The 26,071-nt window shown below is 33.8% G+C and carries 21 protein-coding genes; 8 read left to right on the top strand and 13 right to left on the bottom strand.

The annotated features are described in order from the left end of the window. Positions 1-23: 23 nt before the first annotated feature. On the top strand, positions 24-482 hold the full coding sequence (locus IR213_RS09070; RefSeq protein WP_194311988.1) for a DUF1456 family protein: 459 nt from the start codon (positions 24-26) through the stop codon (positions 480-482). After that, the gene (locus IR213_RS09065) at positions 479-943 is read left to right on the top strand and encodes a DUF1569 domain-containing protein (RefSeq protein WP_194311987.1); all 465 of its coding nucleotides are present in this window, start codon (positions 479-481) and stop codon (positions 941-943) included. The genes IR213_RS09070 and IR213_RS09065 overlap by 4 nt, the downstream gene beginning before the upstream one ends. A 47-nt stretch (positions 944-990) precedes the next feature. On the opposite strand, the gene sucC is transcribed toward IR213_RS09065, so the two are convergent. Then, a complete protein-coding gene (gene sucC / locus IR213_RS09060) occupies positions 991-2,184 on the bottom strand; it encodes an ADP-forming succinate--CoA ligase subunit beta (protein ID WP_194311986.1) in 1,194 nt (397 codons plus the stop codon). A 414-nt stretch (positions 2,185-2,598) separates the two neighbouring features. Here sucC and gltB point away from each other — a divergent pair, with 414 nt between their 5' ends. From gltB to IR213_RS09040, 4 genes are all read left to right on the top strand, one after another. Continuing rightward, a complete protein-coding gene (gene gltB, locus IR213_RS09055) occupies positions 2,599-7,116 on the top strand; it encodes a glutamate synthase large subunit (RefSeq protein WP_194311985.1) in 4,518 nt (1,505 codons plus the stop codon). 2 nt (positions 7,117-7,118) lie between these two features. Continuing rightward, positions 7,119-8,573 carry a glutamate synthase subunit beta gene (locus tag IR213_RS09050; RefSeq protein ID WP_194311984.1) on the top strand — a complete coding sequence of 485 codons (1,455 nt, stop codon included), beginning with the start codon at positions 7,119-7,121 and terminating at the stop codon, positions 8,571-8,573. A gap of 184 nt (positions 8,574-8,757) precedes the next feature. Beyond that, positions 8,758-9,978, top strand: a complete 1,221-nt coding sequence (gene lysA / locus IR213_RS09045) for a diaminopimelate decarboxylase (protein WP_194311983.1) — start codon at positions 8,758-8,760, stop codon at positions 9,976-9,978. A gap of 33 nt (positions 9,979-10,011) precedes the next feature. Then, positions 10,012-10,662, top strand: a complete 651-nt coding sequence (locus IR213_RS09040; RefSeq protein ID WP_194311982.1) for a hypothetical protein — start codon at positions 10,012-10,014, stop codon at positions 10,660-10,662. Positions 10,663-10,786: 124 nt separating this feature from the next. Here the strand turns inward: IR213_RS09040 and IR213_RS16625 are convergent, their stop codons facing one another. Then, positions 10,787-10,891, bottom strand: coding sequence for an IS3 family transposase (locus tag IR213_RS16625; RefSeq protein ID WP_194312011.1), 105 nt, complete (start codon positions 10,889-10,891; stop codon positions 10,787-10,789). 92 nt (positions 10,892-10,983) lie between these two features. Here IR213_RS16625 and IR213_RS09030 point away from each other — a divergent pair, with 92 nt between their 5' ends. Beyond that, positions 10,984-11,709, top strand: coding sequence for a hypothetical protein (locus IR213_RS09030; RefSeq protein ID WP_194311981.1), 726 nt, complete (start codon positions 10,984-10,986; stop codon positions 11,707-11,709). An 86-nt stretch (positions 11,710-11,795) separates the two neighbouring features. Here IR213_RS09030 and pafA read toward each other — a convergent pair whose 3' ends face one another. The 6 genes from pafA to IR213_RS09000 form a co-directional block, all read right to left on the bottom strand. Continuing rightward, complete coding sequence (gene pafA, locus IR213_RS09025) at positions 11,796-13,412, bottom strand: alkaline phosphatase PafA (protein WP_194311980.1); 1,617 nt, start codon at positions 13,410-13,412, stop codon at positions 11,796-11,798. Positions 13,413-13,513: 101 nt separating this feature from the next. After that, positions 13,514-13,930: a hypothetical protein gene (locus IR213_RS09020; protein ID WP_317173141.1), complete on the bottom strand. Its 417-nt coding sequence runs from the start codon at positions 13,928-13,930 to the stop codon at positions 13,514-13,516. Positions 13,931-13,971: 41 nt separating this feature from the next. Continuing rightward, positions 13,972-14,916, bottom strand: a complete 945-nt coding sequence (locus IR213_RS09015) for an NAD(P)H-dependent flavin oxidoreductase (protein WP_194311979.1) — start codon at positions 14,914-14,916, stop codon at positions 13,972-13,974. A gap of 15 nt (positions 14,917-14,931) precedes the next feature. Further along, complete coding sequence (locus tag IR213_RS09010; RefSeq protein ID WP_194311978.1) at positions 14,932-16,557, bottom strand: S8 family peptidase; 1,626 nt, start codon at positions 16,555-16,557, stop codon at positions 14,932-14,934. 24 nt (positions 16,558-16,581) lie between these two features. Next, positions 16,582-17,769 (bottom strand): tRNA 2-thiouridine(34) synthase MnmA, encoded by a 1,188-nt coding sequence (gene mnmA / locus IR213_RS09005; protein WP_194311977.1) that lies wholly within the window; start codon positions 17,767-17,769, stop codon positions 16,582-16,584. Between the two features lie 72 nt (positions 17,770-17,841). Beyond that, positions 17,842-18,549: a toxin-antitoxin system YwqK family antitoxin gene (locus IR213_RS09000; RefSeq protein WP_194311976.1), complete on the bottom strand. Its 708-nt coding sequence runs from the start codon at positions 18,547-18,549 to the stop codon at positions 17,842-17,844. Positions 18,550-18,859: 310 nt separating this feature from the next. Here IR213_RS09000 and IR213_RS08995 point away from each other — a divergent pair, with 310 nt between their 5' ends. Next, entirely contained in the window at positions 18,860-19,813 is a 954-nt protein-coding gene (locus tag IR213_RS08995) for a fasciclin domain-containing protein (RefSeq protein ID WP_194311975.1), read from the top strand. 73 nt (positions 19,814-19,886) lie between these two features. Here the strand turns inward: IR213_RS08995 and yidC are convergent, their stop codons facing one another. The 5 genes from yidC to IR213_RS08970 all read right to left on the bottom strand — a co-directional run bounded on the left by yidC (position 19,887) and on the right by IR213_RS08970 (position 25,839). Next, the gene (gene yidC, locus IR213_RS08990; protein ID WP_194311974.1) at positions 19,887-21,791 is read right to left on the bottom strand and encodes a membrane protein insertase YidC; all 1,905 of its coding nucleotides are present in this window, start codon (positions 21,789-21,791) and stop codon (positions 19,887-19,889) included. A gap of 47 nt (positions 21,792-21,838) precedes the next feature. Further along, a complete protein-coding gene (locus tag IR213_RS08985; protein ID WP_194311973.1) occupies positions 21,839-23,452 on the bottom strand; it encodes a CTP synthase in 1,614 nt (537 codons plus the stop codon). Positions 23,453-23,686: 234 nt separating this feature from the next. Then, on the bottom strand, positions 23,687-24,859 hold the full coding sequence (locus tag IR213_RS16570; RefSeq protein ID WP_194311972.1) for a T9SS type A sorting domain-containing protein: 1,173 nt from the start codon (positions 24,857-24,859) through the stop codon (positions 23,687-23,689). 188 nt (positions 24,860-25,047) lie between these two features. Then, a complete protein-coding gene (locus IR213_RS08975; protein WP_194311971.1) occupies positions 25,048-25,260 on the bottom strand; it encodes a hypothetical protein in 213 nt (70 codons plus the stop codon). Between the two features lie 24 nt (positions 25,261-25,284). Continuing rightward, positions 25,285-25,839 (bottom strand): outer membrane beta-barrel protein, encoded by a 555-nt coding sequence (locus IR213_RS08970; protein ID WP_194311970.1) that lies wholly within the window; start codon positions 25,837-25,839, stop codon positions 25,285-25,287. Between the last annotated feature and the right edge of the window lie 232 nt (positions 25,840-26,071).

Raw genomic sequence — 26,071 nt, 5'->3', positions numbered from 1 at the left:
AATTAAACTTTAAAATATAAAAAATGACGAATAACGATATACTAAAAAAACTGCGTGTCGCACTGATGTTGCGAGATGACCAAATAGTTGAAATCTTGGAATTGGTAGATTTCAGAATTTCAAAATCAGAATTAGGTGCTTTTTTCCGTGCCGAAGATCACGAGAATTATGTGGAATGTGGTGACCAAGTGTTACGCAATTTCCTAAATGGATTAGTGATTCATTTGCGAGGAACTAAAGAAAATCCGAAGAATCCAACAGCGGTTTTGGCTAAACACAAAGCACAAATCCCAGTAAAAGAAGGAGTTTCAGAAAGAGCTGAATTTAAAGCAAAACCAAAAGACGAAGAAAGAGCCAGAGGTGATCAAAAACCCGGACAAAAAAGCTCAGCGACAAAAAAGAAATCTTTTAAGAAACCTGCTCCAAAAGTTCAAGTTGTGGAAAAAGTAAAGTTCAATTTTGGTAAAAAAAATAGAGAATGAAAAAACTCCATTTATTATTAGAGGAATTAGAAACTAAAATTAAGTATAGAGATATAGAAAATTTATCCGTATCAAAAAGCAATGTTTCATGGCATATAAACCATACTTTAAAGGTATTAATCCTAATAATCGAAACGTTAAAAAACTCTAAACCTAATGAATATAAGAGAAGTTTTAATTTTAAAAAGCAATTTGTATTTATAACCGGGGTTATACCTAGAGGAAAAGCAAAAGCACCAAAATCAGTTCAATCCTTTGATGAGATTACTTTAGATGATTTGCTTTTACAGTTAAAAAACGCAAAATTTTCAGTTTGTTTATTGAATCATTTGAATGATAACTGCAACTTTATCCATTCTTATTTTGGAGTTTTAAATCTAAAAGAAACCGAAAAATTCTTGATCATACACACCAAACATCACATCAAAATTATTAATGATATTGTCCAAAAAAAATCCTGAGCTCTCGTTCAGGATTTTCTTATTTTATAAAATATGTAACTATAATATTAAGAAAGCGCTGCTTTTACTTGATCAGCTGCTTCTTGAAATTCAACGGCAGATAAAATTGGCATTCCTGAATTATCAATTAATTCTTTTGCAATAACAGCATTAGTTCCTTGCAAACGAACAATTATTGGTACTTTAATAGCATCTCCCATATTTTTGTATGCATCAACAACACCTTGAGCAACACGGTCACAACGAACGATTCCGCCAAAAATATTGATTAAAATTGCTTTTACGTTTGGATCTTTCAAGATTATACGGAAAGCTAATTCGACACGTTTTGCATCGGCAGTTCCACCAACATCCAAGAAGTTTGCCGGTTCAAAACCTGCATATTTTATTAAGTCCATCGTTGCCATAGCAAGTCCGGCACCATTTACCATACAACCTACAGTTCCATCAAGATCTACGTAGTTTAATCCTGCTTCTTTTGCTTCTACTTCGATTGGATTTTCCTCACGAACATCGCGCATTTCAGCTAATTTTGGATGACGATACAAAGCATTATCATCTAAATTTACTTTGGCATCAACTGCAATGATTTTATTATCTGAAGTTTTTAAAACCGGATTGATTTCAAACATCGAAGCATCAGAACCAATATAAGCTTTGTATAAAGCATCTGCAAACTGAACCATTTCTTTAAAAGCATTTCCTGAAAGGCCTAAATTGAAGGCTATTCTTCTAGCTTGAAAAGCTTGTAATCCTACTGTTGGATCAATCTCTTCAGTAAAAATTAAATGAGGAGTATGTTCAGCCACATGCTCAATATCCATTCCACCTTCGGTAGAATACATAATCATGTTACGTTCTTTACTTCTATTCAATAAAACTGACATATAAAACTCAGAAGTTTCGCTTTCGCCAGGATAATAAACATCTTCAGCAACTAAAACTTTATGCACTAATTTGCCTTCGGCAGAAGTTTGTGGTGTAATTAAATGCATTCCTATGATTTGTTCAGCTAATTCCTCAACCTGCTGAAGGTTTTTAGCTAGCTTAACTCCACCCCCTTTTCCACGTCCACCTGCATGAACCTGAGCTTTAATAACATGCCATCCTGTTCCGGTTTCAGCAGTTAATTGTTTTGCCGCAGCAACCGCTTCTTTTGGATTGTTAGCAACATAACCACGTTGCACTTTCACGCCATAACTGGCTAGTATTTGTTTTCCTTGGTATTCGTGTATATCCATGATTGAATTGTTTGACTTTTAAAAAGTGGTACAAAAATAGCGAAATTCATCTTAAAACTAAAATCTTTTTTCATTATAAAAACATAAATATCATTTAATGAAAATTTATCTATTTAAATATACATTTTGTACCTTCATCAACAAATTAGTGGCACATTTTATGAGAAATATTAAATTATAAACCACTATATCGATTGCGTATTTTAAATATAAAGCGGGAATTATAGTAACCCAACATCAAATTGCATTTGTATACCAAAATTGAATTATCATTTTGTCAATTTGAATGTATAAGAATGATTTATTGTTATTTATTAAACGTTTTTTTAACATTATAGTAAAAATAAGTTAAACGCAAATTTTAAAATTCAAGTAATTAATGAAAACTATATTTTTGCATAAAAATTATCAAGCATGAAAGTTAAAGAACAAGGCCTTTATTTGCCGGAATTTGAACACGACAACTGTGGCGCAGGATTTATTTGCAATTTGAATGGGATCAAGTCGAATGACATTATTCACAAAGCACTCGACATTTTAATAAATTTAGACCATCGGGGTGCCGTAAGTGCTGACGGTAGAACCGGAGACGGAGCTGGAATATTATTTGATATTCCACATAATTTTTTTAAGAAAGTATGTGATTTTGAAATTCCAGAACCAAGAGAATATTCTGTAGGAATGGTTTTTATGCCAAAAAGTAAAAATCAAATTGCTTTTTGCAAAACTACTTTTGAGGAGTCAATCAAAAATCAAAACCTACAAATTTTAGGATGGAGAGACGTTCCTGTGGATCCTTCTAATTTAGGACAAATTGCCGCTGAAAAAGAACCAACCGTAAAACAAGTATTTGTTGGTAAAAATGGTTTGGATTTAACAGAGCAGCAATTCAATGCTAAAATGTTTGCCGCCAGAAAAATTTCAGAACACACTGTAATCAATTCAAAGATTTCAGAAAGTCACCGATTTTATTTTTCAAGTTTTTCAACTACTACCATAATATATAAAGGACTTTTAAGACCCGAAGACATTAGTCCTTATTACATTGATTTATTAGATAATGATTTGGTTACTAGACTAGCTTTGGTTCACCAACGCTTTTCTACCAATACTTTCCCTTCTTGGGAATTGGCGCAACCATTCAGATATATGTGCCATAATGGCGAAATAAACACCCTTCGAGGAAATATTAGCCGAATGCGTGCTCGTGAAGAATTGATGAAAAGCGACGTTTTTGGGGAAGACATCAAAAAATTATTTCCAATTATATTAGAAGGAAAATCCGATTCAGCTTCTATGGATATGGTCGTTGAATTATTGTTGATGACAGGTCGTTCTTTACCCGAAGCCATGATGATGGTCGTACCGGAAGCTTGGGAAAAACACCAAAACATGTCCGAAGACAAGAAAGCTTTCTACGAATACAATTCTTGTATCATGGAGCCATGGGACGGGCCAGCTTCGATTCCTTTTACTGACGGAAACGTAATTGGTGCTTTATTGGATAGAAATGGATTGCGTCCATCTCGTTATACGCTTACAAAAGGTGGTTTTGTAATTATGTCTTCAGAGATTGGAGTTCTTGATATAAAACCAGAAGATGTTGTACAGCACGGCCGATTAGAACCAGGAAAAATGTTCTTAGTTGATATGAATGAAGGACGAATTATTGAAGATGATGAAGTAAAAAATTCTGTCGTAACCAAACATCCATACAAAAAATGGTTAGATGAAAATATGTTGCACCTTTCACAGATTCCTTATACAGACAATGTCATTCCTGTTGAAAACATAGATTTTCAAACCCGACAGAGATTGTTTGGATATACAATTGAAGATTTGAAAACTATCATAAACCCAATGGGTTCTAGTGGAGCCGAAGCCATTAGTTCCATGGGTAATGATACTCCACTAGCTGTATTATCAGACCAACCACAACTTTTATACAACTATTTTAAACAATTATTTGCACAAGTCACAAATCCCCCTTTGGATGGTATTCGTGAAGAAATCATTACCGACATCAGCTTGGCAATTGGTGGTGATTACAATATTTTTGACATTGTTCCAAAACATTGCAAGAAATTAAAAATTCACAATCCTGTTATTTCAAATGAGGATTTGGATAAAATAAGAAGCGTCAACCATCCCGATTTCAAATCAGTAACTATTTCTACCTTATACGAAATAAAAAAAGGAGTTAATGGCTTGGAACGCGCTTTAGAGAAATGTGTAGCTGCCACATTCAAAGCAGTCAACGAAGGTTGTAACATAGTTATTCTTTCTGACAGAGGCGTGAGTGAAAAAATGGCGCCAATTCCAATGTTATTGGCTTCTTCTTACATTCACCATTCGCTAAATATTTTGAAAGTTCGTTCAAAATTGGGAATCATTATTGAATCTGCTGAACCTCGCGAACCGCACCATTTTGCCTTATTATTTGGTTATGGTGCCAGTGCGATTAATCCATATATGGTAAACGAAATTATTCGTGACCAAGTTGATAAAGGTTTTATTACCAATGTAAATGCTGATTATGCAATCAAAAATTTCAACAAGGCAATTGCAAAAGGGATTCTGAAAATTATGAACAAAATTGGTATCTCCACCTTGCATTCATATAGAGGAGCACAAATTTTTGAAATTTTAGGATTAAACAAAACATTCACTTCAAAATATTTCCCAAACACTCCATCAAGAATCGAAGGAATTGGACTTATGGAAGTAGAAAAAGAAGTTAAAAAAAGATACCAAAAAGCTTTCCCAAATTCAAAAGTTGCAAGTCTATTACCTCTAGAAATTGGTGGTATTTACAGATGGAGAAGGTCTGGAGAAAAACACATGTTCAACCCAACCACAATTGCAAAATTGCAACAAGCGGTTCGATTAAACAGTCCAGAAAGCTATAAGGAATATGCAAATATGGTTAATGACCAAAGCAAAAATCTTATGACTATCAGAGGATTATTCGAATTTAACAACCTTGATCCTATTTCAATTGATGAAGTAGAGCCTTGGACAGAAATTGTAAAAAGATTTAAAACCGGCGCAATGTCTTATGGCTCTATCAGTTTAGAAGCCCATGAGAATTTAGCCATTGCGATGAACAGAATTGGCGGAAAAAGTAATTCTGGAGAAGGTGGAGAAGATCCAAAACGTTTTCAAAAAGACTTAAATGGTGATTCCAGAAATAGTGCTATCAAGCAAGTTGCTTCAGGAAGATTTGGTGTTTCTATAAACTATTTGACAAATGCCAAAGAGATTCAAATAAAAATGGCTCAAGGTGCAAAACCTGGAGAAGGTGGACAATTACCGGGTGAAAAAGTATATCCTTGGATTGCCAAAGTGAGAAATTCAACTCCTTATGTTGGGCTTATTTCACCGCCTCCGCATCACGATATTTATTCAATTGAAGATTTATCACAATTAATTTTTGATTTAAAAAATGCCAATCGTGAAGCCAGAATTAACGTTAAATTAGTTTCAGAAGTTGGTGTTGGAACAATCGCAGCTGGTGTAGCTAAAGCAAAAGCCGATGTGATTTTGATCTCAGGATACGACGGAGGAACAGGTGCAGCACCTTTAACTTCATTACAACATACAGGGATTCCTTGGGAACTTGGACTAGCCGAAGCGCAACAAACCTTAATCTTAAATGATTTAAGAAGTCGTGTAGTTTTAGAATGTGATGGCCAGCTGAAAACAGGCCGTGATGTAGCTATCGCTGCTTTGCTTGGTGCGGAAGAATTTGGTTTTGCAACTGCACCATTAGTAGCTTCAGGATGTATCATGATGAGAGCTTGTCACTTGAACACGTGTCCAGTTGGTATCGCCACACAAGATCCGGAATTAAGAAAAAATTTCAAGGGAACTCCAGAACATGTCATCAACTTTATGTATTTTATTGCTGAAGAGTTGCGACAAATTATGGCACAACTAGGATTTAAAACACTGAAAGAAATGGTGGGACAATCTCAAAAACTGAATGTCAACAAAGCCATCAAACACTATAAAGCAAGTGGATTGGATTTATCAACCATACTTTATAAACCAGAAAAAGCAAATAGCGTACCTAATCATAATACCACAACACAAGATCACGAATTAGAACACGTTTTAGATTTTGATATAATAAAAGCGGCTCTTCCTTCGATTTACAGAAAAGAAAGAACTAGAGTTACTTTTAAAATTAAAAATACTGATCGTGCTGTTGGTGCAATTTTGAGCAACGAAATTTCGAAAATTTATGGAGCTCAAGGTTTACCTGAAGACACCATATTAGTCGATTTTGAAGGTTCAGCAGGACAAAGTTTTGGCGCATTTGCAACCAATGGATTGTCCTATAAAATTCACGGAAACTGTAATGATTATTTAGGAAAAGGGCTTTCTGGCGGAAAATTGATTATCAAGGTTCCTCCTACAGCAACTTTCAAACCTGAAGAAAATATTATTATTGGTAACGTTGCTCTTTATGGCGCAATAACTGGTGAAGCCTATATAAATGGTATTGCCGGAGAACGTTTTTGCGTTAGAAATTCAGGCGCAACAGCGGTTGTCGAAGGAATTGGAGATCACGGATGTGAATATATGACAGGGGGAACTGTAGTAGTCCTTGGAAAAACAGGTAGAAATTTTGCTGCAGGTATGAGCGGTGGAATTGCTTATGTTTTTGATGATAAAAAACAGTTCGATAGCAGAGTTTGTAATATGGAAATGGTCGAATTTGAAACTTTAGAAGAGGATGACTTGACAAAATTGAAACGTCTGATTCGAAACCATTCTATGTATACCAATAGTCCATTGGCAAAAAGAATCCTTGAAGATTGGGAAAATCAACAAAAGCATTTTGTCAAAGTAATGCCAACAGAATACAGAAAAGCATTATTGAGAATTGCTAAAGAAAAAGAATTAGAAGAACTAATAGCACAATAGTTATGGGCAAGATAGGCGGATTTAAAGAATATAATAGAGCTGACGAAAGTAATGTAGTTGTTCTGGAACGAGTTTCAAACTATAATGAATTTACGATTCCGTTAGCGAAAGATAAAATCAAAGAACAAGGTTCAAGATGTATGGATTGTGGCATTCCTTTTTGTCACAGCGCATGTCCGTTAGGGAATTTGATTCCTGATTTTAACGATATGGTGCATCAGGAAGAATGGCAAAGTGCCTTGAATATTTTACAATCAACAAATAACTTTCCAGAGTTTACAGGCCGTTTATGTCCTGCACCTTGTGAAAAATCTTGTGTTTTGGGAATTATAAAAGATCCCGTGGCGATTGAAAATATTGAAAAAAGCATAGTAGAAAGAGGTTTTTCTGAAGGCTGGATCAAACCACAACCCCCAGAAATAAGAACTGGAAAAACAATAGCAGTTATTGGTTCTGGTCCTGCTGGTTTAGCAGCTGCACAACAATTAAATCGTGCGGGTCACACCGTAACCGTTTTTGAAAGAGATAATGCCATTGGCGGATTATTACGTTATGGTATTCCAAATTTTAAATTAGAAAAAGGAATTATTGACAGACGTGTCGCTATTTTAGAAGCAGAAGGAATTGTTTTTAAAACCAATGTAAATGTTGGCGTTAATTACAGTATCGATCAATTAAATAGTTTTGATTCTATCGTATTATGCGGTGGCGCAACCGAAAGAAGAGGTTTACCAACAAAAGGTGCCGACAGTAAAGGTGTTGTTCAGGCAATGGATTTCTTGTCACAACAAACTAAAGTTTTGTATGGTGAAAAAATTGAAAACCAAGTTAAAGCAACCGGTAAAAACGTAATCGTTATTGGTGGTGGAGATACTGGTTCTGACTGTGTAGGAACATCTAACAGACACGGAGCATTATCTGTTACCAATTTTGAAATCATGCCAAAACCACCCGTTGGAAGAAGCGAAACTACACCTTGGCCATTTTGGCCTTTGCAATTAAAAACCTCATCTTCCCATGAAGAAGGTTGTGGAAGAAACTGGTTAATCAATACCAAAGAATTTCTTGCCAATGAAAAAGGAGAACTAGTAGGTTTAAAAACTGTCGAAGTAGAATGGAAACTAAAACCGGGACAAAGACCTGAACTTATCGAAAAAGAAGGCTCAGAAAAAATTTGGCCATGCGATTTGGCTTTGTTAGCTCTAGGATTTACGGGTCCTGAGAAAACCTTGAGCGACCAATTGGGAATAAAAATTGATGCTCGCAACAATTATTTTGCTACAAATTATCAAACTAATGTTCCTCATATTTTCACCGCTGGTGATATGAGAAGAGGACAATCACTAATCGTTTGGGCAATCTCCGAAGGTCGTGAAGCCGCAAGAGAAGTGGATAATTATTTAATGGGTTACACCAATTTACCAACAAAAGGCAATGGCGATTTGCCAAGTTTATAATCAACAACACAACTACTATTTTAAGCCCTTGAGAAATTATATTTCAAGGGTTTTTCATTTAAAATTAATATTAAAAACGATAACAAATGTTATTTTTTAAACATATTGTTATATTTTGTTAATTTTGAGTTTTACTCTTGTGTGAACCAATAAAGAATAATAAATTTGCCAAAAATGTAGCAAGATGCAATCAAAAGATTTAGTACAATTAGCAGAACAATTTGGAAGTCCATTATATGTTTATGATGCTGACAAAATCCAATCCCAATATAAAAGATTAACAAATGCTTTCTCAAAAGTAGAAAAGTTGCGTATCAATTATGCAATGAAAGCTCTGTCAAATGTTGCCATTCTTCAATTGTTAAGAGAAATGGGATCTTGTTTGGATGCAGTTTCAATACAAGAAGTTCAATTGGGACTTTACGCCGGATATTCGCCTGAGCAAATATTTTTTACTCCAAATGGTGTTTCTCTTGAAGAAATCGAGGAAGTATCAGCCATGGGCGTTCAAATTAATATTGATAATTTGTCAATTTTAGAACAATTTGGTACAAAATATCCAAACGTACCCGTTTGCATTCGTATCAATCCACACGTGATGGCTGGTGGAAACACTAATATTTCTGTAGGTCATATCGATAGTAAATTTGGAATTTCAATCCATCAATTGCCTCATTTGTTGCGTATTGTTGAGAACACAAAAATGCACATCGTGGGAATCCACATGCACACAGGGTCTGATATTTTGGATATTGAAGTGTTTTTATATGCTGCCGAAATTTTATTTGATGTGGCCAAAAACTTCAAAAATCTTGAATTCCTTGACTTTGGAAGTGGATTTAAAGTTCCTTACAAAAAAGACGATATCGAAACAGATATTGAAGAATTAGGAAAAAAATTATCTAAAAGATTTAACGCTTTCTGCAAAGAGTATGGAAAAGATCTAACCTTGATTTTCGAACCAGGAAAATTTTTGGTAAGTGAAGCAGGTCACTTTTTAGCCAAAGTAAATGTAGTAAAACAAACAACTTCGACAGTATTTGCTGGAATTGACAGCGGCTTTAATCACTTGATACGTCCAATGTTTTATGGTTCGCAACATCATATAGAAAACATTTCGCACCCAAAAGGAAAAGAACGTTTCTACTCAGTTGTAGGATACATTTGCGAAACCGATACCTTTGCAAACAATCGCAGAATCTCCGAAATCAAAGAAGGTGATATTTTAAGTTTTAGAAATGCCGGGGCATATTGCTTCTCGATGGCATCGAACTACAATTCGAGATACAAACCTGCCGAGGTTTTATGGCAGAATGGCAAAAGTCATTTGATTAGAGCTCGCGAATCCTTTGAAGATTTACTCAAAAATCAAATTCCGTTGCCAGTAGAAAAAGCAATAGTTTAATATATAGAATTATTAATTTAAAAATAAAAAATTATGTCAAGACAGTTAAGTCTAATTATTGTATCTTTAATTTTATCTTTAGGTCTCATTATATCAACTGCTATATTTTCATATTCCTACTTTCATTTTGAAAAGGAATTTGGCGGTCCAGGCAAACAACATTCGATAGTAGTAATAGGATTTGCCGAAAAAAATTTCCTTGCAGATTTAGCTGTTTTAACAGGCTCTGTAAATTCTGAAAATGAAATAATAAATTTTAAGAAATACCTTATCACGCAAGGTATAAAACCAGAAGAGGTTACATTCAACAAGAAATTTTTTAAAATCCAATCAGAATTTGTTCGCATAGTTGATAATTTATATAAAAACATCTCTGTATCTCAAAAAAATAAAGTGAAATCTGAAAGACCTCAATTTTTTGTTAAAAATACAGAAGAAATAAAACTTAGTTTATTAGCAAGTGCCACTAAAAACGCTCGTGATAAGGCAGTTATTATTTCAGAAAGTTCAAATAATAAAATAGGAAACCTTGTTAGTTCAAATACCGAAGAAGTAACTTATGGTAATATAAATTCTGAAACAGAATTTTTAAATCCAGATGAACTTGATGTTTTTTCAATACAAAAGAAAATTAAAATGCATATTAAACAAGAATATCTCTTAGAAAATAAAATTATAGAATAATATATACTCTTACAATACAACAAACTACTTCGTATACAAAATCAGCCACTACTGCTGATGTATGTCGAAATAAATATAAAATCCCATTTCAAATTTTAGACTGCCCCCAAAAGTTTGGACAAATTTATAATTGATTTTGATAATAATGAGTTCGATATTGTATCGAGCTCATTTTGATTAAATTAGACCTACTTCTGTCATTGTTATAATATTTTATATATTCATCTATTTCTTTTTAGAAAAGTGAGATTTATCATATTTATTAGATTTTAAATTGGTTAATTTTACAATCAATAATAAATTAAATGAAAAAATGAAAAAATGAAAAAAATAATAATTTGGAGCTCAGCTTGTTTAGTAGCGCTATTGACTTTAGTTCAATGTAAACCTAATAACGAAAAACCGGAAACCATAAAGGGAGTAGAGGCAGTTAAGGAAAATTCAAATTCACATAAAATTACAGTTAAAGAGGTTTTAAACGCAAATGCATACACCTATCTTTTAGCTACAGAAGGCGCAAAGGAATATTGGATTGCAGTTCCGAAAACAGATGTAAAAGTTGGAAAAACTTATACCTATGAAGGCGGGATGGAAATGAAAAAATTTGAGAGTAAAGATTTAAAAAGAACTTTCGACTCGGTTTTCTTCGTAGAAGGATTGACAGACCCAAACCCACCAGCAGCAACTGAAACTGCTACGACTCTTCCAAAAGTAACTTCTTCTACTCAACTATCAAAAGGAATTACATTAGCCAAAGGCGGAATTTCTATATTTGATTTGTATTCAACAAAAGATAAATTAGCTGGTAAAACCGTTATTTTGACTGGTAAAGTGGTGAAATTTTTACCTGAAATTATGAATAAAAACTGGATTCATTTACAAGACGGAACAAGTCTTAATGGATTTAATGATATTACAATTACCACTTTAGCTAAAGTAAAAGTTGATGAAATAGTTACTGTAAAAGGTACCGTTGCTTTAAATAAAGATTTAGGTGCAGGCTATAAATACGATATTCTTATTGAAGATGCAGTTCTTTTAAAATAAGTAAAACTTCAATTTTTATAAATAAAGAATCCCATTTCATCTTTCATTGAAATGGGATTCCTTTATTTAAGTCTTAATTACTTATTCTATTTCTCTCCCAAAATCTCCGTCAAAACCTTGCTTTCCGTGCCGTTTGGCATTTCAATTCTTAGTTTTAGCGCTAGTGTTGGTGCTATTTGAGTAATTTCTTTTTTATCAAAACTTTCTCCGGGTTTTATTTTCCAACCATAGAAAAGTAAAGGAGCGTGCGTGTCATAAGCATAAGGCGTTCCGTGAGAAGAACCCGTTGGTCCATATTGAATATATCCGGGTTTGTCCAGCACCACCATATCGCCATTTTGGGTTGGATCATAACCTTTGGCAATAAAATTCAGGTAATAATCATTTCCTGTCGAAGCCAAAATCTCTTCTTCGGTATACACTCTTTTTACTTGTTCTTGCGTCATCAAATAATCCTTGAACGCTTGTTTTACTTTAACTAATTCCAAGCCTTTAGACTTGATAATTTCCTTGTTGAAAAAAAGATTAAAATTAGAATAATTGGTTACCAAGTCTTCACCAAAAGTAGCTATTGAAAAGTTTTTCAAAGATTTAGTAATTTCTTTAGTATCGAGATTCTTAACTGCATATTTATTGTCTTTTAAATAACTGGCATTTTCCGCACAAGCGTGATCAGCAGTCAAGAAAAGCAAATAATTGTCTTTACCAACGGTTTTATCTAAATAGTCCAAAAGGTCTGCAATGGTCAAGTCCAAACGTAAGTAAGTATCTTGCAATTCCATTGATCTTGGCCCCAAAATATGACCCACATAATCGGTTGACGAAAAACTAATAGTTAGAAAATCAGTGATGTTGTCTTTTCCCAATTCTTCTTTTTCGATAGCTTTCTTGGCAAAATCAGCCAATAAATTATTTCCAAAAGGTACCGATCTCAAAATTCCAGCATCATTTTTATCATACATTGATTTTAGGTCGTACGGAAAAACTGGTTTGTCGCAATTGTATAATTTTCCTTCATACGGATTATCATCTGGCCAACTTTCGTTATAATCTGCCGCTGGTTTCAATAAATTCCAACCTTTATTAATATAGGTCATATAATTTTTTTGATTATTGAATTCAGCAACCCAATCCGGAAGTTTTGAACCATAAAATGTGCTTGAAATAAACGAACCCGAAGCACCGTACCAAAAAGCCCAATTGGCAAAATGTCCGGCTGGCAAAATCGCTCCACGATCTTTTAAACTCATTCCGATTACTTTTCCTTTAAAGTTGGTTCCCAATCTTAATTCATCAGTAATGGTAGTGCTTTGCAGGTTTTTTGGAGACATTGCTCCTTCTTTTTCCGTTCCGTCGCCAACAATTTTTACGGAATCATCATCCGTACAATAAGTTGTTTTTCCTAACTTTCTGCTAAACCATTCATTTCCAACAATTCCGTTTACTGATGGTGTCGTTCCTGTATAAATCGAGGCGTGACCGGGACCAGTATAAGTTGGCATATAATTAAAATTTGCATTATGAAAAACAAATCCTTTGCTCATCAAACGCTTGAAACCATTTGGAGAAAAATCATCCGAAAACCGATATAAATATTCCATTTTCATTTGGTCCACCACAATTCCAACTACTAATTTTGGGCGTTGTTGGGCATAAAGGGTAGTGATTAGTACAAATGACAATAACAAAAACAATTTTTTCATAATACATTTTTTATTGAAACAAAAATACACATTCCCTTTTTAGAAACTTGAATGATGAAGAGATTTTGGAGAAAAATTAATAGAATCTTAACTTATTACTGTTATTTGTAATTGAAGATATTGTAGAGTATAATTCTGTCATCATAATTGATGTAAAGTTGCTTGCGATTGTCTTGTTTTTTTCTGGTAATTATAGAAAGAGTGCAATCTTCACCATTGTTGTCTTTGCAGGTAAAAGAGTAAACACTATCGGTTTCGCTCTCTTCTAAAGGAATATAATCCACAATTTCAAACACTTGAATCGCTTCGGAATACACAATAATTCGATTTTTATCTGTATCCAATTTTACTAAAATATTAACTAATTTCAAATCAGACCATTTCCCCCAATTCCCTCTTTGGTCTTTTTCTAATACACTTAAACCAGAGGTACTGAACTTGTATGTTTGACCGTAAGATTGATGCAAACCCAAACCAAGAAAAGCCAAAACAATAATTATTTTTATTTTTGTCATCATTTATAAAATTAGTGTGCAGCCAAAAGTAATGAAATTAGAATCTAGAAATTATATTTTGTAACATCATTTTTTGCTAATTCAAAGTCTGTAATCATTTCGGCAATAATTTCAGCAGCTGGTTTAATCGAGTGAATTAATCCTGCTATTTGTCCAATCTCGAGTTCACCTTCAATTAAATCACCTTCAAACATCCCGTGTTTTGCTCTTGCCCTGCCTAACAATGAAGATAATTCTTCCTTTGTTGGACATTTTGCATACAAATCCTGAACGTCTTGATAAAATTTATTTTTGATTAACCGAACGGGAGCCAACTCTTTCAAAGTAACTTGAGTCTCGCCTTCTTTGGTTTCAAGAATTTTGTTTTTGAAATTTTCGTGTGCTGAAGATTCCACAGATGCTGCAAAACGACTCCCAACTTGCACGCCATCTGCTCCAAGGACCATTGCAGCAAGCATTCCTTTACCAGTTGCAATTCCACCTGCAGCAATTAACGGAATTCGTATTTTTTCTTTCACCATCGGAATCAAGGTAAAAGTGGTAGTTTCTTCTCTTCCGTTATGTCCTCCGGCTTCAAATCCTTCGGCAACAACGGCATCAACTCCCGCATCCTGAGCTTTCAACGCAAAAACGGAACTGCTCACTACGTGAACTACCGTTATCCCTTTTCCTTTCAAAAAAGAAGTCCAATTTTTTGGATTTCCTGCCGAAGTAAAAACGATTTTCACATCTTCATCGACAATAATATTCATAATTTCTTCGATGTTGGGATACAACATTGGAACATTTACACCAAAAGGTTTATCGGTGGCTTTTTTACATTTTTGAATGTGTTCCCGCAAAACTTCGGGATACATTGAACCTGCACCAATTAATCCCAAACCACCGGAATTACTAACCGCACTTGCTAATTTATAACCGGAATTCCAAATCATTCCTCCTTGAATAATTGGGTATTTTATATTAAAAAGCTGGGTGATTCTATTCATTTATTGAATTGAAAATTACTGTTTTATTATCTTTCCGCTTTTGAAAAAACCATTCGATTCTATTTTATAAAAATACATTCCAGTAGTCAACGTTTTTAACGAGATAGTTGGTGATTGAATTGATATGTTTTTCTCTAAAACTTTTTGTCCCAAAATGGTATAAATAACAAGCATTTCAGAATTGAATCCTTCTGGCAAAGTTATAGAAATAGAATCACTCGTTGGATTTGGATAAACTATAAAATCATTTTTGGAAAACACACTAACCGATAATCCATTGGATAAAGCCAAATTAAAATCAGGAATTCCATAACCATATTGAGTACGTGATTTCACTATTTGATTAAAATTATCAGCTGATTGTGTAATTAATTGTTTGATTTGAGCATTCGTTTTTCCGGGTAATGCTTGCCATAAGCAAGCTACCATCCCTGCCATTATTGGCCCCGAAAAAGAAGTTCCGCTTGCTGTGTCAATATTCCCGGCTGGATCTGACAATACTGATGGATTTCCTTGAGCCATAACATCCGGTTTTACACGACCGTCAAAACTTGGTCCAATAGAACTAAATGCGGCATAAGTTCTATCTGCTTTTACAGCTCCAATTCCTAAAACATTTAAGGCTTCTGCTGGAACTCCAACGTGTGGTTCTACAGTTGTGCCTTCATTTCCAGCACTTGCAACAACAAAAATCCCTTTGTTAAAAGCAATATTCGCACCTAGTGAAGCAAAGGCAGAATTTCCTGTCATATCAGCATAAGTGTGACCATAAGCAGGATTGTCAAAAGCAAAATACCCCAAAGAAGATGTGATAATATCAACCCCTAACCTATCGGCTTCCTCGGCAGCTTCAACCCAATTCGATTCTTCAACCGGGTTTTCTGAGGCCGTATCTTCGGTAATGAATAAATAATACTTTGCGTCAGGTGCTGTTCCTACTAATTGTCCATCTGTAAAACCTCCCATAGTAGAAAGCACGAGCGTTCCGTGTGAATTTCCAGTATAAAAATTGGTGCTTTTATTTACATAATCATATCCACCAAGAATCGAACCACCGGTAATCAATCTTTGAAAAGGTTGTGCAGTATTTACTCCAGGAAAACCGGCATCTAACACAGCTATTATTTTTCCTGTACCCGTATAATTTAACTGATGCAATAAATGCCCGTTGAGCATTTGAATTTGATTGGCAGAATTACCATAATTAAACGAGGTCAGAGTTTGTAACGTTTTGTTTACGGGCTTAAATTTAATTTTTGCGGTTGTTTTTTTGCCTGAAACATTCAAAGACTTATCAGCATAATCAACACGAAGAACTGAAGACAATAATCTTAAGGCATTAATATCCGTTTGCGAACCTCGAACATAAACGCAATTCAACCATTTTGATTTCGCCAACAATGCTATTCCTGAGGCTGATAATATTTGGTTGTAATAAGGAAGGTAAATTGGAACATCTAATAAATCTAAAGGGATATTTTGAGCAGTTCTCCTGTCTAAAGCTCTTTGTGTGAGCATCGTCAAAGGATTGCTTAAATATGCAGCCGAATCTGGTTTATCCTTGAAATAAACCCAAGCATCTTCTTGGGAAAAGCAAACAAAACTTGGAACTAAAAACAGAAAAATGAATATTTTTTTCATACTTTTTGGAAATAAAATACGAATCTAAGAAATAACTCCCGAACCAACTAATTCATCCTCTAGATACCAAGCTACGAATTGTCCTTCGGTAATTGCCGATTGTGGTTCTTCGAAAGCAACATATATTCCGTTTTCAAATTGATGTAAAGTCGCTTTTTGTAATGGCTGACGGTAACGAATTCGCGCCATAACTTCCATTGTATCACCATTGGCTAAAGCCAAATCAGTACGAATCCAATGTGTTTCGGATTTTTCTATAAACAAAGCTTTTTTGAACAATCCCGGATGTTGACTGCCTAAACCGGTATAAATAGTATTGGTCACAACATTGGTGGAGATGATAAATAATGGATCAGTTGTTCCGCCCACATTAAGTCCTTTTCGTTGTCCTATAGTGAAATAATGTGCCCCTTGATGTTTACCAACAACTTTTCCCATTTCTGGGGTATAGTCAATTTTATTTGATTCAAAAGCGAGTTCTTCTTCAACAGAAAGACTTACTTCTTTTTCTAAAGTATAAACGGGATTATTTTTATCGATTTGGAAAATTAATCCGTCTTTGGTTTGTAATTTTTGTTGCAAGAATTCTGGTAATCGCACTTTTCCAATGAAACACAAACCTTGTGAATCTTTCTTATCGGCGGTAACCAATTCCATTTCGGCAGCAATTTTGCGAACTTCTGGTTTTGTTAATTCACCTATTGGAAACAAGGATTTAGCTAATTGTTCTTGTGATAATTGGCAAAGAAAATAGGATTGGTCTTTATTATTGTCGGCACCAGCTAAAAGTTGGAATACTTTTTCTCCGTTAACTTCAATTTCTCCTTTTCGACAATAATGTCCTGTTGCCACAAAATCAGCACCAAGACTCAAAGCGATTTTCATAAAAACATCGAATTTTATTTCGCGGTTACAAAGCACGTCAGGATTTGGAGTTCTCCCTTTTTCATATTCGTTGAACATATAATCAACGATTTTTTCTTTGTATTCTTCGCTTAAATCAACTGTTTGGAAAGGAATTCCTAATTTTTCGGCAACTAATAAAGCATCATTACTGTCTTCGAGCCAAGGACAATCATTAGAAATAGTAACGGAATCATCGTGCCAATTTTTCATAAAAAGACCGATGACTTCATAACCTTGCTGTTGCAATAAATATGCAGCAACACTCGAATCTACACCACCTGAAAGCCCAACAACTACACGTTTCATTTTGAAATAATTATAATTTTACAAGGTGGCAAAGTTACAAAGATTTACGATAGGATTTGTGTACCCAAAAAGTTAATTGCTTTTTGTTTTTAACTTGCTTTGCGGAAAACTCATATTCATTTCTTTTACTAATTTTCCATTATTAAAAAACTGCCAAATTCCAGTTTTTTTCCCATTGGCAAACTTTCCTTTTGAGACAATATTTCCGTCATCTGGATCCCTGAAAGTTGCAAATCCATCAAACTGATCGTTCTTGTAATTCGATTCTTCGATTATGATTCCTGATTCAGTATATCTCTTATAAGAATCGTTTTTCAGGTTGTTTTTATAGTTTATTTCTTCGGCAATTTTACCATTTGGATAAAAAACAGAACGCAGGCCTTCTAAATTTCCTTTATTATAATTCTCGATAGTCATAACAACTTTTGAAGCTTTATGGTAGTATTTCCATTGGCCTTCATACAATTTATTGACGACTTTGCCTTCGCTAACTATATTCTTGAGTTGGTCATAAAAAATCGTGTAGGCAGAATTGTCGTTGGTATTAAATTCTCTGGTAGCGATAACCCTTTTTGTTTTGGTATTATCGAAGAAAGTAAAAGTTCCAACTTCTTTTCCGTGGTTAAAAGTCCCTTCGTATTTTGGGTTTTTAGTGTCTTCATAAAACCCTTTCCAAAGTCCATTTTTGTTGCCTTTTTCGTCTAATTTATTGTAATCTGCTTGAGCAAACATTGAGATGCTTGACAATAATAAAAATCCAAAAAATTGTTTAATACCCATAACGTTTTAATAAAAATAATTGATTGAATTCTAAAACAATTTTTTACTAAAAAAATTGTTCCGATGTTGAAAATGCAATAAATACAAACATACGAAAATAACACTTAACTTATGAAAACAAAAACTGTTTAACTTTTTTATAATTAAATTAAACAACAAACGGTAATAAACTAACAAACAGCACTTTAACTCTATGCGAAATAAACTAAACGATAGTTAATTTTTTCATAAAAATAGATTTTGTTTAATTTTTTTTAAATAATTTTGAACATAAATTAAAAACAAATATTAATAAATAAACGAAAAAATCATGAAAATTTTATCTAAATTGAAGATTGCGTTTGCAATAATTGCCTTAACATCTTTCACTATTTCTTGTGATAATAATGATGATATGCCGGATGACAATACCATTACTGGGATTGCTAAAACAAATTCAAACCTAACAATTCTTGTTCAAGCATTAGTAAAAACAGATTTAGCAGGAACTCTCCAAGGAACAGGACCATTTACAGTATTTGCTCCAACTGACGCAGCCTTCACGGCATTTTTAAAAACTACCCCTTATGCCACATTAAACGATGTTCCCAAGGATGTATTGACACAAATTTTACTAAATCATGTCGTGAGTGGAAAAGTTAAATCTACAGATTTAACTACTGGCTATGTTAAAACCTTAGCTAAAAGCGCCACTTCAGGAACGAACACGATGAGTATGTACGTGGATCTTACTGCTGGGGTAAAATTGAATGGAGTTGCTAAAGTTACTACTGCAGATGTAATGGCATCCAATGGTGTCATCCACATTGTTGATGCCGTAATCAATTTACCAACTATTGTAACTCATGCTACAGCAAATGCAAACTTTACATCTTTAGTTGGTGCTTTGACAAAAGCAGGTCAACCAAACTTTGTGGGTATTCTTTCTGGAACTGGACCATTTACCGTTTTTGCACCAACCAATGATGCTTTTACTGCATTAAACACTGAATTGGCTCCTGGAGGAATCGCTGGAGTTTCAAGTGCCAACTTGACTAAAGTTTTACAATACCATGTAGTAAACGGAAATATTTTGGCAGCTAGTTTGACTGAAGGCCAAGTTGTAAGTACTTTACAAACCCCTCAAACTTTCACGGTACAACTTGCTGGTGGAGCAAAAATAAAGGATGCCAACAATCGAATTTCAACAATTGTCGCCACTGATGTACAATGTTCCAATGGAGTTATCCACGTTCTTAACAAAGTTTTGCTACCAACATTATAATTAAAAAATTGCTTTAACTCAAAAGTCCCGCAAATTGCGGGACTTTTGAGTATTCTGCATATAAATAAAACTTTTATTTCTTTTTATCTTTTGCCTTTTGAGCTTCGGCCTGTTCCATCACTTCTTGAAGTTTCTGTTGGAATTTACCTTGCTTTTTTGGCTCTTTTAATTTATTCTCCTGAATTTGGGCGTGAATTTTGTCGCTGTCAATAAAATATCGTTTGATTACAAACATAATTCCAATAGTAATCAAATTCGAAATAAAGTTATACAAACTCAATCCAGCGCCATAACTATTGAAGAAGATCAACATCATTACAGGCGAAATATAAATCATATATTTCATCATCTTAGCCATATCTGGCATGCCTTCTTGCTGTGGAGCAGCCATTTGCTGGTCGCCTGAAGTCATTTTCATATAAAAGAAAATTGCAATTGCTGCCATTATTGGAAACAAACTTATATGATCTCCGTATAATGGAATATGAAATGGAAGTTTAACAACAGCATCAAATGATGATAAATCGTCTGCCCAAAGAAAACTTTTTTGTCTCAACTCAAAAGCTGATGGAAAAAATTGAAACGAAGCATACATAAACGGAATTTGAATCAATGCCGGAATACAACCTGCCATAGGATTTACTCCTGCTTTGTTGTACAATTTCATTGTTTCTTGTTGTTTTTTCATTGCATCCTTTTTGTATTTTTCGCCCAATTCTGTGATTTCTGGACGCAATACTTTCATTTTTGCCTGAGACAAGAACGATTTAAACGTAATAGGTGACATCGCAATTTTAATCAATATTGTAAAAATAATGATTGCAATTCCCAATGAAAGACCTATAGTGTTACTTAAAAATCCAAATAATGGAATAAAAATAAATTTATTGATCCATCCGAAAATCCCCCAACCTAATGGAATAATTTTTTCCAGATTTTTATCAAATTGTTTTAATGTTTTATAATCTGATGGCCCAAAATACCAATTCATTTTATAATCTATTTCCCCATTACTAAAAGCCAAAGGAACATTAGCTCTCAATTGTTTGGTAAAAACGGTATCAATTGTTTCATCAGCAACTAACTTGGTAGAATGTAGTTTTGATGTCAAAAAAGGTTTGTCAGTCAATAATATTGTAGAGAAAAAATGCTGTTTAAAGGCAATATAACTTACTTTTACAGGTGTATCTTCTGTATCTTTTCCCAGTCCTGTACTGTTAACTTTACCCTCTTCATATTCATAACGAATATCAGTATATCGATCTTCATAAGTGATACTTTTCTCGTTTCTGTACGTTTTTAAACTCCACTCAAAATCCAATGGTTTGGCAGTATTTAGAACTTTGTTCAAGCCTTGAGAATGAAGGTCAAAACCAACCATATAATCATTTGGTTTCAAAATATATTTGTATTCCAAATATTCATTGGCTCCAGCCTTCAATTTCATTGAAAGGATTTGGTCTGCTCCAACTTTCATCAAAGTAGGTTCGAAATAAAGGTCTTTTGTATTTAAAGTACGATTATCGATAGTTTGCAATTGAATATTCAAATTGGCATTATTGTCTTTTATCAATTCAACCAATTGTCCTGAACCTTTCTTGAATTTCTCAAAACTTTTTAAAGTGGCTTCTACAATATAACCACCTTTATTGGCGATTTTTAGTTTTACCAATTCATTTTCGATAGTGGTAAAATCATTTTTTGCAGATGGAAGAGTTGCAGAATACGCAAAACTACCAAGCGTTTTTTGAGCTTGAGCCAATTGTGTTGAATCACCAGCCACAACAACTGCAGGAGTTGCTGCTACTTGAGTAGCAACTGATTTATTTGCATTTTCTTTAGCTACTAATTCTTTTTTGGCCTTTTCAGCTGCAATAGTTGCATCAGAAGGCTTGTTTTGGTACATTATCCAAATCAAGATTCCAAAAATCAATACGAATCCAATAATCGAATTGAGGTCTAATTTTTTTTCTTCCATTATTTTATTTAAAAAAGTTTAAGGTTTTAAAGTTTAAAGAAACTCTATTATTTTTTCTTTGCTTTTACAGTTGCTGCCACAAAATTCACGAAAAGCGGATGCGGATTTGCCACGGTACTTTTGTATTCAGGATGGTATTGTACACCAATGAAAAAAGGATGATCTTCTAATTCTACAATTTCGACCAAACCAGTTTCCGGATTTACACCCGAAGCGATTAGTCCTGCTTTTCCTAAAACATCTACGTAACTACTATTGTATTCATAACGATGGCGATGACGTTCAGAAACAGTTTCTTGCACGTATATTTTATAAGCTAAAGTATCTGTTTTTATATCACATTTCCAAGCTCCAAGACGCATTGTTCCTCCTTTATCCGTGATGGTTTTTTGAGCTTCCATCAAATCAATAACAGGATGTTTTGTTTCAGGATTCATCTCGGTCGAATTTGCATCGGCATAACCAAGAACATTTCTTGAATATTCTATAATTGCCATTTGCATTCCTAAACAAATTCCAAAAAACGGAATTTTATTTTCACGAGCATAACGCACCGCTTCGATTTTCCCTTCTATTCCCCTTTCTCCAAAACCTGGAGCAACAAGAATTCCGTCTAATCCAGCTAATTTCTCTTCTACATTTGATGCATCAAGAAATTCAGAATGCACAGAAACCACATTTACTTTAGTTTCATTGGCAGCACCAGCATGAATAAAAGCTTCTAAAATGGATTTGTATGAATCTTGCAATTCTACATATTTTCCAATTAAACCAATATTTACGGTATGTTTTGGGTGTTTAATTCTATGCAGGAAAGTGTTCCAGTTTCTTAAATCCGGAGCCGCTCTTTTTGGCAAAGCCAATTTCTTTAAAGCGACAACGTCCAAGCCTTCTTCGAGCATTAAAACCGGCACTTCATAAATCGTTGAAGCATCAATAGATTGAATTACGGCTTCTCTTTTTACATTGCAAAACAAAGCTAATTTATTACGCAATTCCTCTGAAATTTCGTGTTCTGTTCTGCAAACTAAAATATCTGCTTTTATACCGCTTTCCATCAAAGTTTTAACAGAGTGTTGCGTTGGTTTTGTTTTTAATTCTCCGGCTGCAGCCAAATAAGGGACCAAAGTCAGGTGAATTACCAAACCATTGTGTTCTCCTAATTCCCAAACTAATTGACGAACAGATTCAATATAAGGTAAAGATTCAATATCACCAACAGTTCCGCCAATTTCAGTAATTACAATGTCAAAATCACCTGTTTTACCAAGCAATTGCATTCTGTCCTTAATTTCGTTTGTAATATGAGGAACAACCTGAACTGTTTTTCCAAGGAATTCACCTCTTCGTTCTTTTTCGATAACCGAAAGGTAAATTCTTCCTGTGGTCACATTATTCGCTTGAGAAGTTGGAACATTCAGAAAACGTTCGTAATGTCCTAAATCCAAATCAGTTTCGGCACCATCATCGGTTACATAACATTCTCCATGTTCGTATGGATTTAATGTTCCAGGATCGACATTGATGTATGGATCAAACTTCTGGATGGTCGTTCGATATCCTCTTGCCTGCAATAATTTTGCCAATGAAGCCGCAATAATCCCCTTCCCTAAAGAAGACGTAACTCCGCCTGTAACAAAAATATATTTCGTTTGATTCATTTTATTGTTGTTGTAGTTGTAGTTGTTTATTGAAAATGCAAGCAAATAGGTTTGCAAAAATCGATGCAAAAATACGATTATAAATTTAGAAAAAACTAATTTGGAATTGAGATAATTTTCATTTTATTGACAAGTTAGACGTGGGCTTCGTTTTTTGGTTACAAATCATAAATAAAAAAACCTACTCAAGATTTTAAATCCCGAGTAGGCCTTTCAATTTAATAATTCAATTTTTTATTCGACTGCTATTTGATGATTTTCTACTTGGTCATTAACGTAAATTTTTAAAATATAAATACCTTTTTTTAATCCTTTTACAGAAAAAGTCGCCTTGTTATCAGAAATCTTAATTTTTGATTTTGATTGTCCAAACATATCAAAAAGCTCTCCTGAAATTGTTGCGTCTTTTTCGAGTTGATTTTCTGAATCTTTTAATTCGATTGTCAAGATGTCGCTTGCTGGATTTGGAAAAATTACAAAACTATTTTCAGTATTATTTAGATTATTATTTGCCTGAATTTGATCGCAACTTTGAATGTAATACTCCCCTTCGGTTTCAAAATAAGATGAACCACAACTATTAGTAAATGTTGCGTTTACATTAAAATATCCACTATATGATTTATTAAATGCAAAAGTATATCTGTAATCATTATTTCCTAGGCTTGTAGCTGTATAACTAGCATTTGGATATAAAAATTCGAAACTGAGGCTAACACCAACAGGTTTTTTAATGATAAATGGCACATAGTGATATTTAATATCACAAGATTGGTTTTCATATAAATCATTTTTCAAACTAAAACTTGGTGGTGAACCTGCAAATAAACTTAGTGTTTTTGTGTATGATTCTCCACATGTGTTTGACACAGTTGCCATTATATCTACCGAACCACTTCCTGTTGCAGTAAAAATGGTGGAATTTCCTGTTGTTGTACTTAAATTTCCAGCTGTTGTATTTGACAAACTCCAAGCTACCGATTGACCCCCTAACAACCCTGTAAATGTATAAGTTCCAGTCGTGCATACTGTTGTACTTCCAGAAATATATCCAGTAGGATCAATAGATGAACTAGTTACAGTACAAGTTTTTGACGGATAAGCAACGCCATTCACGGTTGGGAAAACCATTACATTACCAGGCAATAAAGCACCCGATGCTGGAGAAAGCGTAATTGTATTGAAAGTTCTACTAATTTCATTCCAACCAGTGAACCCCCAACCATACGAAAGATTTGCCCCATTTGGAATATTAGACGCTAATACGGTAAACGTTCTTACATTAGTATCTTCGCAAGCAAGGATTTGACTTGTTGGCGATAATGTGAAACTGGGTATTAGTGCTTTTGATATTGTGAAAATGCACGTTGATGTATATTCTAAACCTCCGCTTGACTTAAAAACCACAAATATAGAGTGCCACCAGAAGCATTAAAGTCAGAGGAATTTATCGAGAAACTGGCTGATGTTGAACGGGTATTAGGTTGAACAGAAGTATTCCACGATGCTTCTGAAATCTGTACCCAACTTCTTTCTATTCTCGAATCTGATGAAGATTTTTTCGTATATACACGCAAATCACTTAAACCTACAACTTAACCATTTGGTTTACTTAAGTTTATTCCTAAATTTATTGATGTAGTAGTACTTGATGCTAAATCTATATTTCCGCAATTTGCTAATGTAATAGTAGATTGACCATTATTTGTATATTGCAAATTCGATACACTTATTGTTACTTGTGCATAAGCGCCAAAAGAAAAGATTAAAATCGCAACAAATTGTAAAAGCTGTATTTTATTTTTCATTTTACTCGTTTTTAAAGATTAATTTTATTTTTCTAAATGTATTTGAAAACCAATTCCAATTGTGAAATCATTATATTTTGTATCAGAATTATATTTGGATGAATTATAATTTAGCGAAAGTTCGAGAGCAACGCTACTATTAAAAAAAATAGCTGCCCCCCCTTTTATGGTATATCCACTGCTTTTATTTGAACCCCCGTCATCACTTTTACCTTTACCATAACCATAACTTGTTTGTAAAAAAGGGTTAATGATTTTTTCGGGTTTTCTAAAGTAATATCTCACAAAAGGCGAAATGCCATAACTGTGACTATTATTGTTAGCACCCGATGGGTTTGAGAAGCCAAAACTTACTGTCGTTCCAAGTGCAAAGTTATCTACAACAAAATAACCTAAATTTGGTGAAATATTAATACCACTACCAGTTTGAGTAAATTCTGTATTATTGCTTTGAAATGTACTTTTATAGTTTGTAAAGTTTCCACTACCTCCAACCATCCAATTTCCTTTTGTTATTTGAGAATTAGCCGAAATAGTAAATAAAATTGTTGCAATAAAAAATAATTTAATTGTTTTCATATGTATGTATAAAAGATTTATAAAAGTTAATAATCATTAATCTGTTTTTAAGGGGCGGGCTGTGGTCTTGCAACAGCCTCTTTTTTTGTATTTTCATATGGCGAACGTTATTAATTTTTAGTGCTTTGTTAGTTAAATATTTGCAAAAAAACATTATATCTTTACTTACAAAATTTTTGATAAATATAAGTTTTTTCTTCTTTTTACACTAATAAAAACATTATTTTTTTGT

This window comes from Flavobacterium soyangense (genome assembly GCF_015277675.1).
Taxonomy (GTDB): domain Bacteria; phylum Bacteroidota; class Bacteroidia; order Flavobacteriales; family Flavobacteriaceae; genus Flavobacterium; species Flavobacterium soyangense.
The sequence above is the reverse complement of the archived record's forward strand: the minus strand, read 5'-3'. Positions and strand labels throughout refer to the sequence as shown.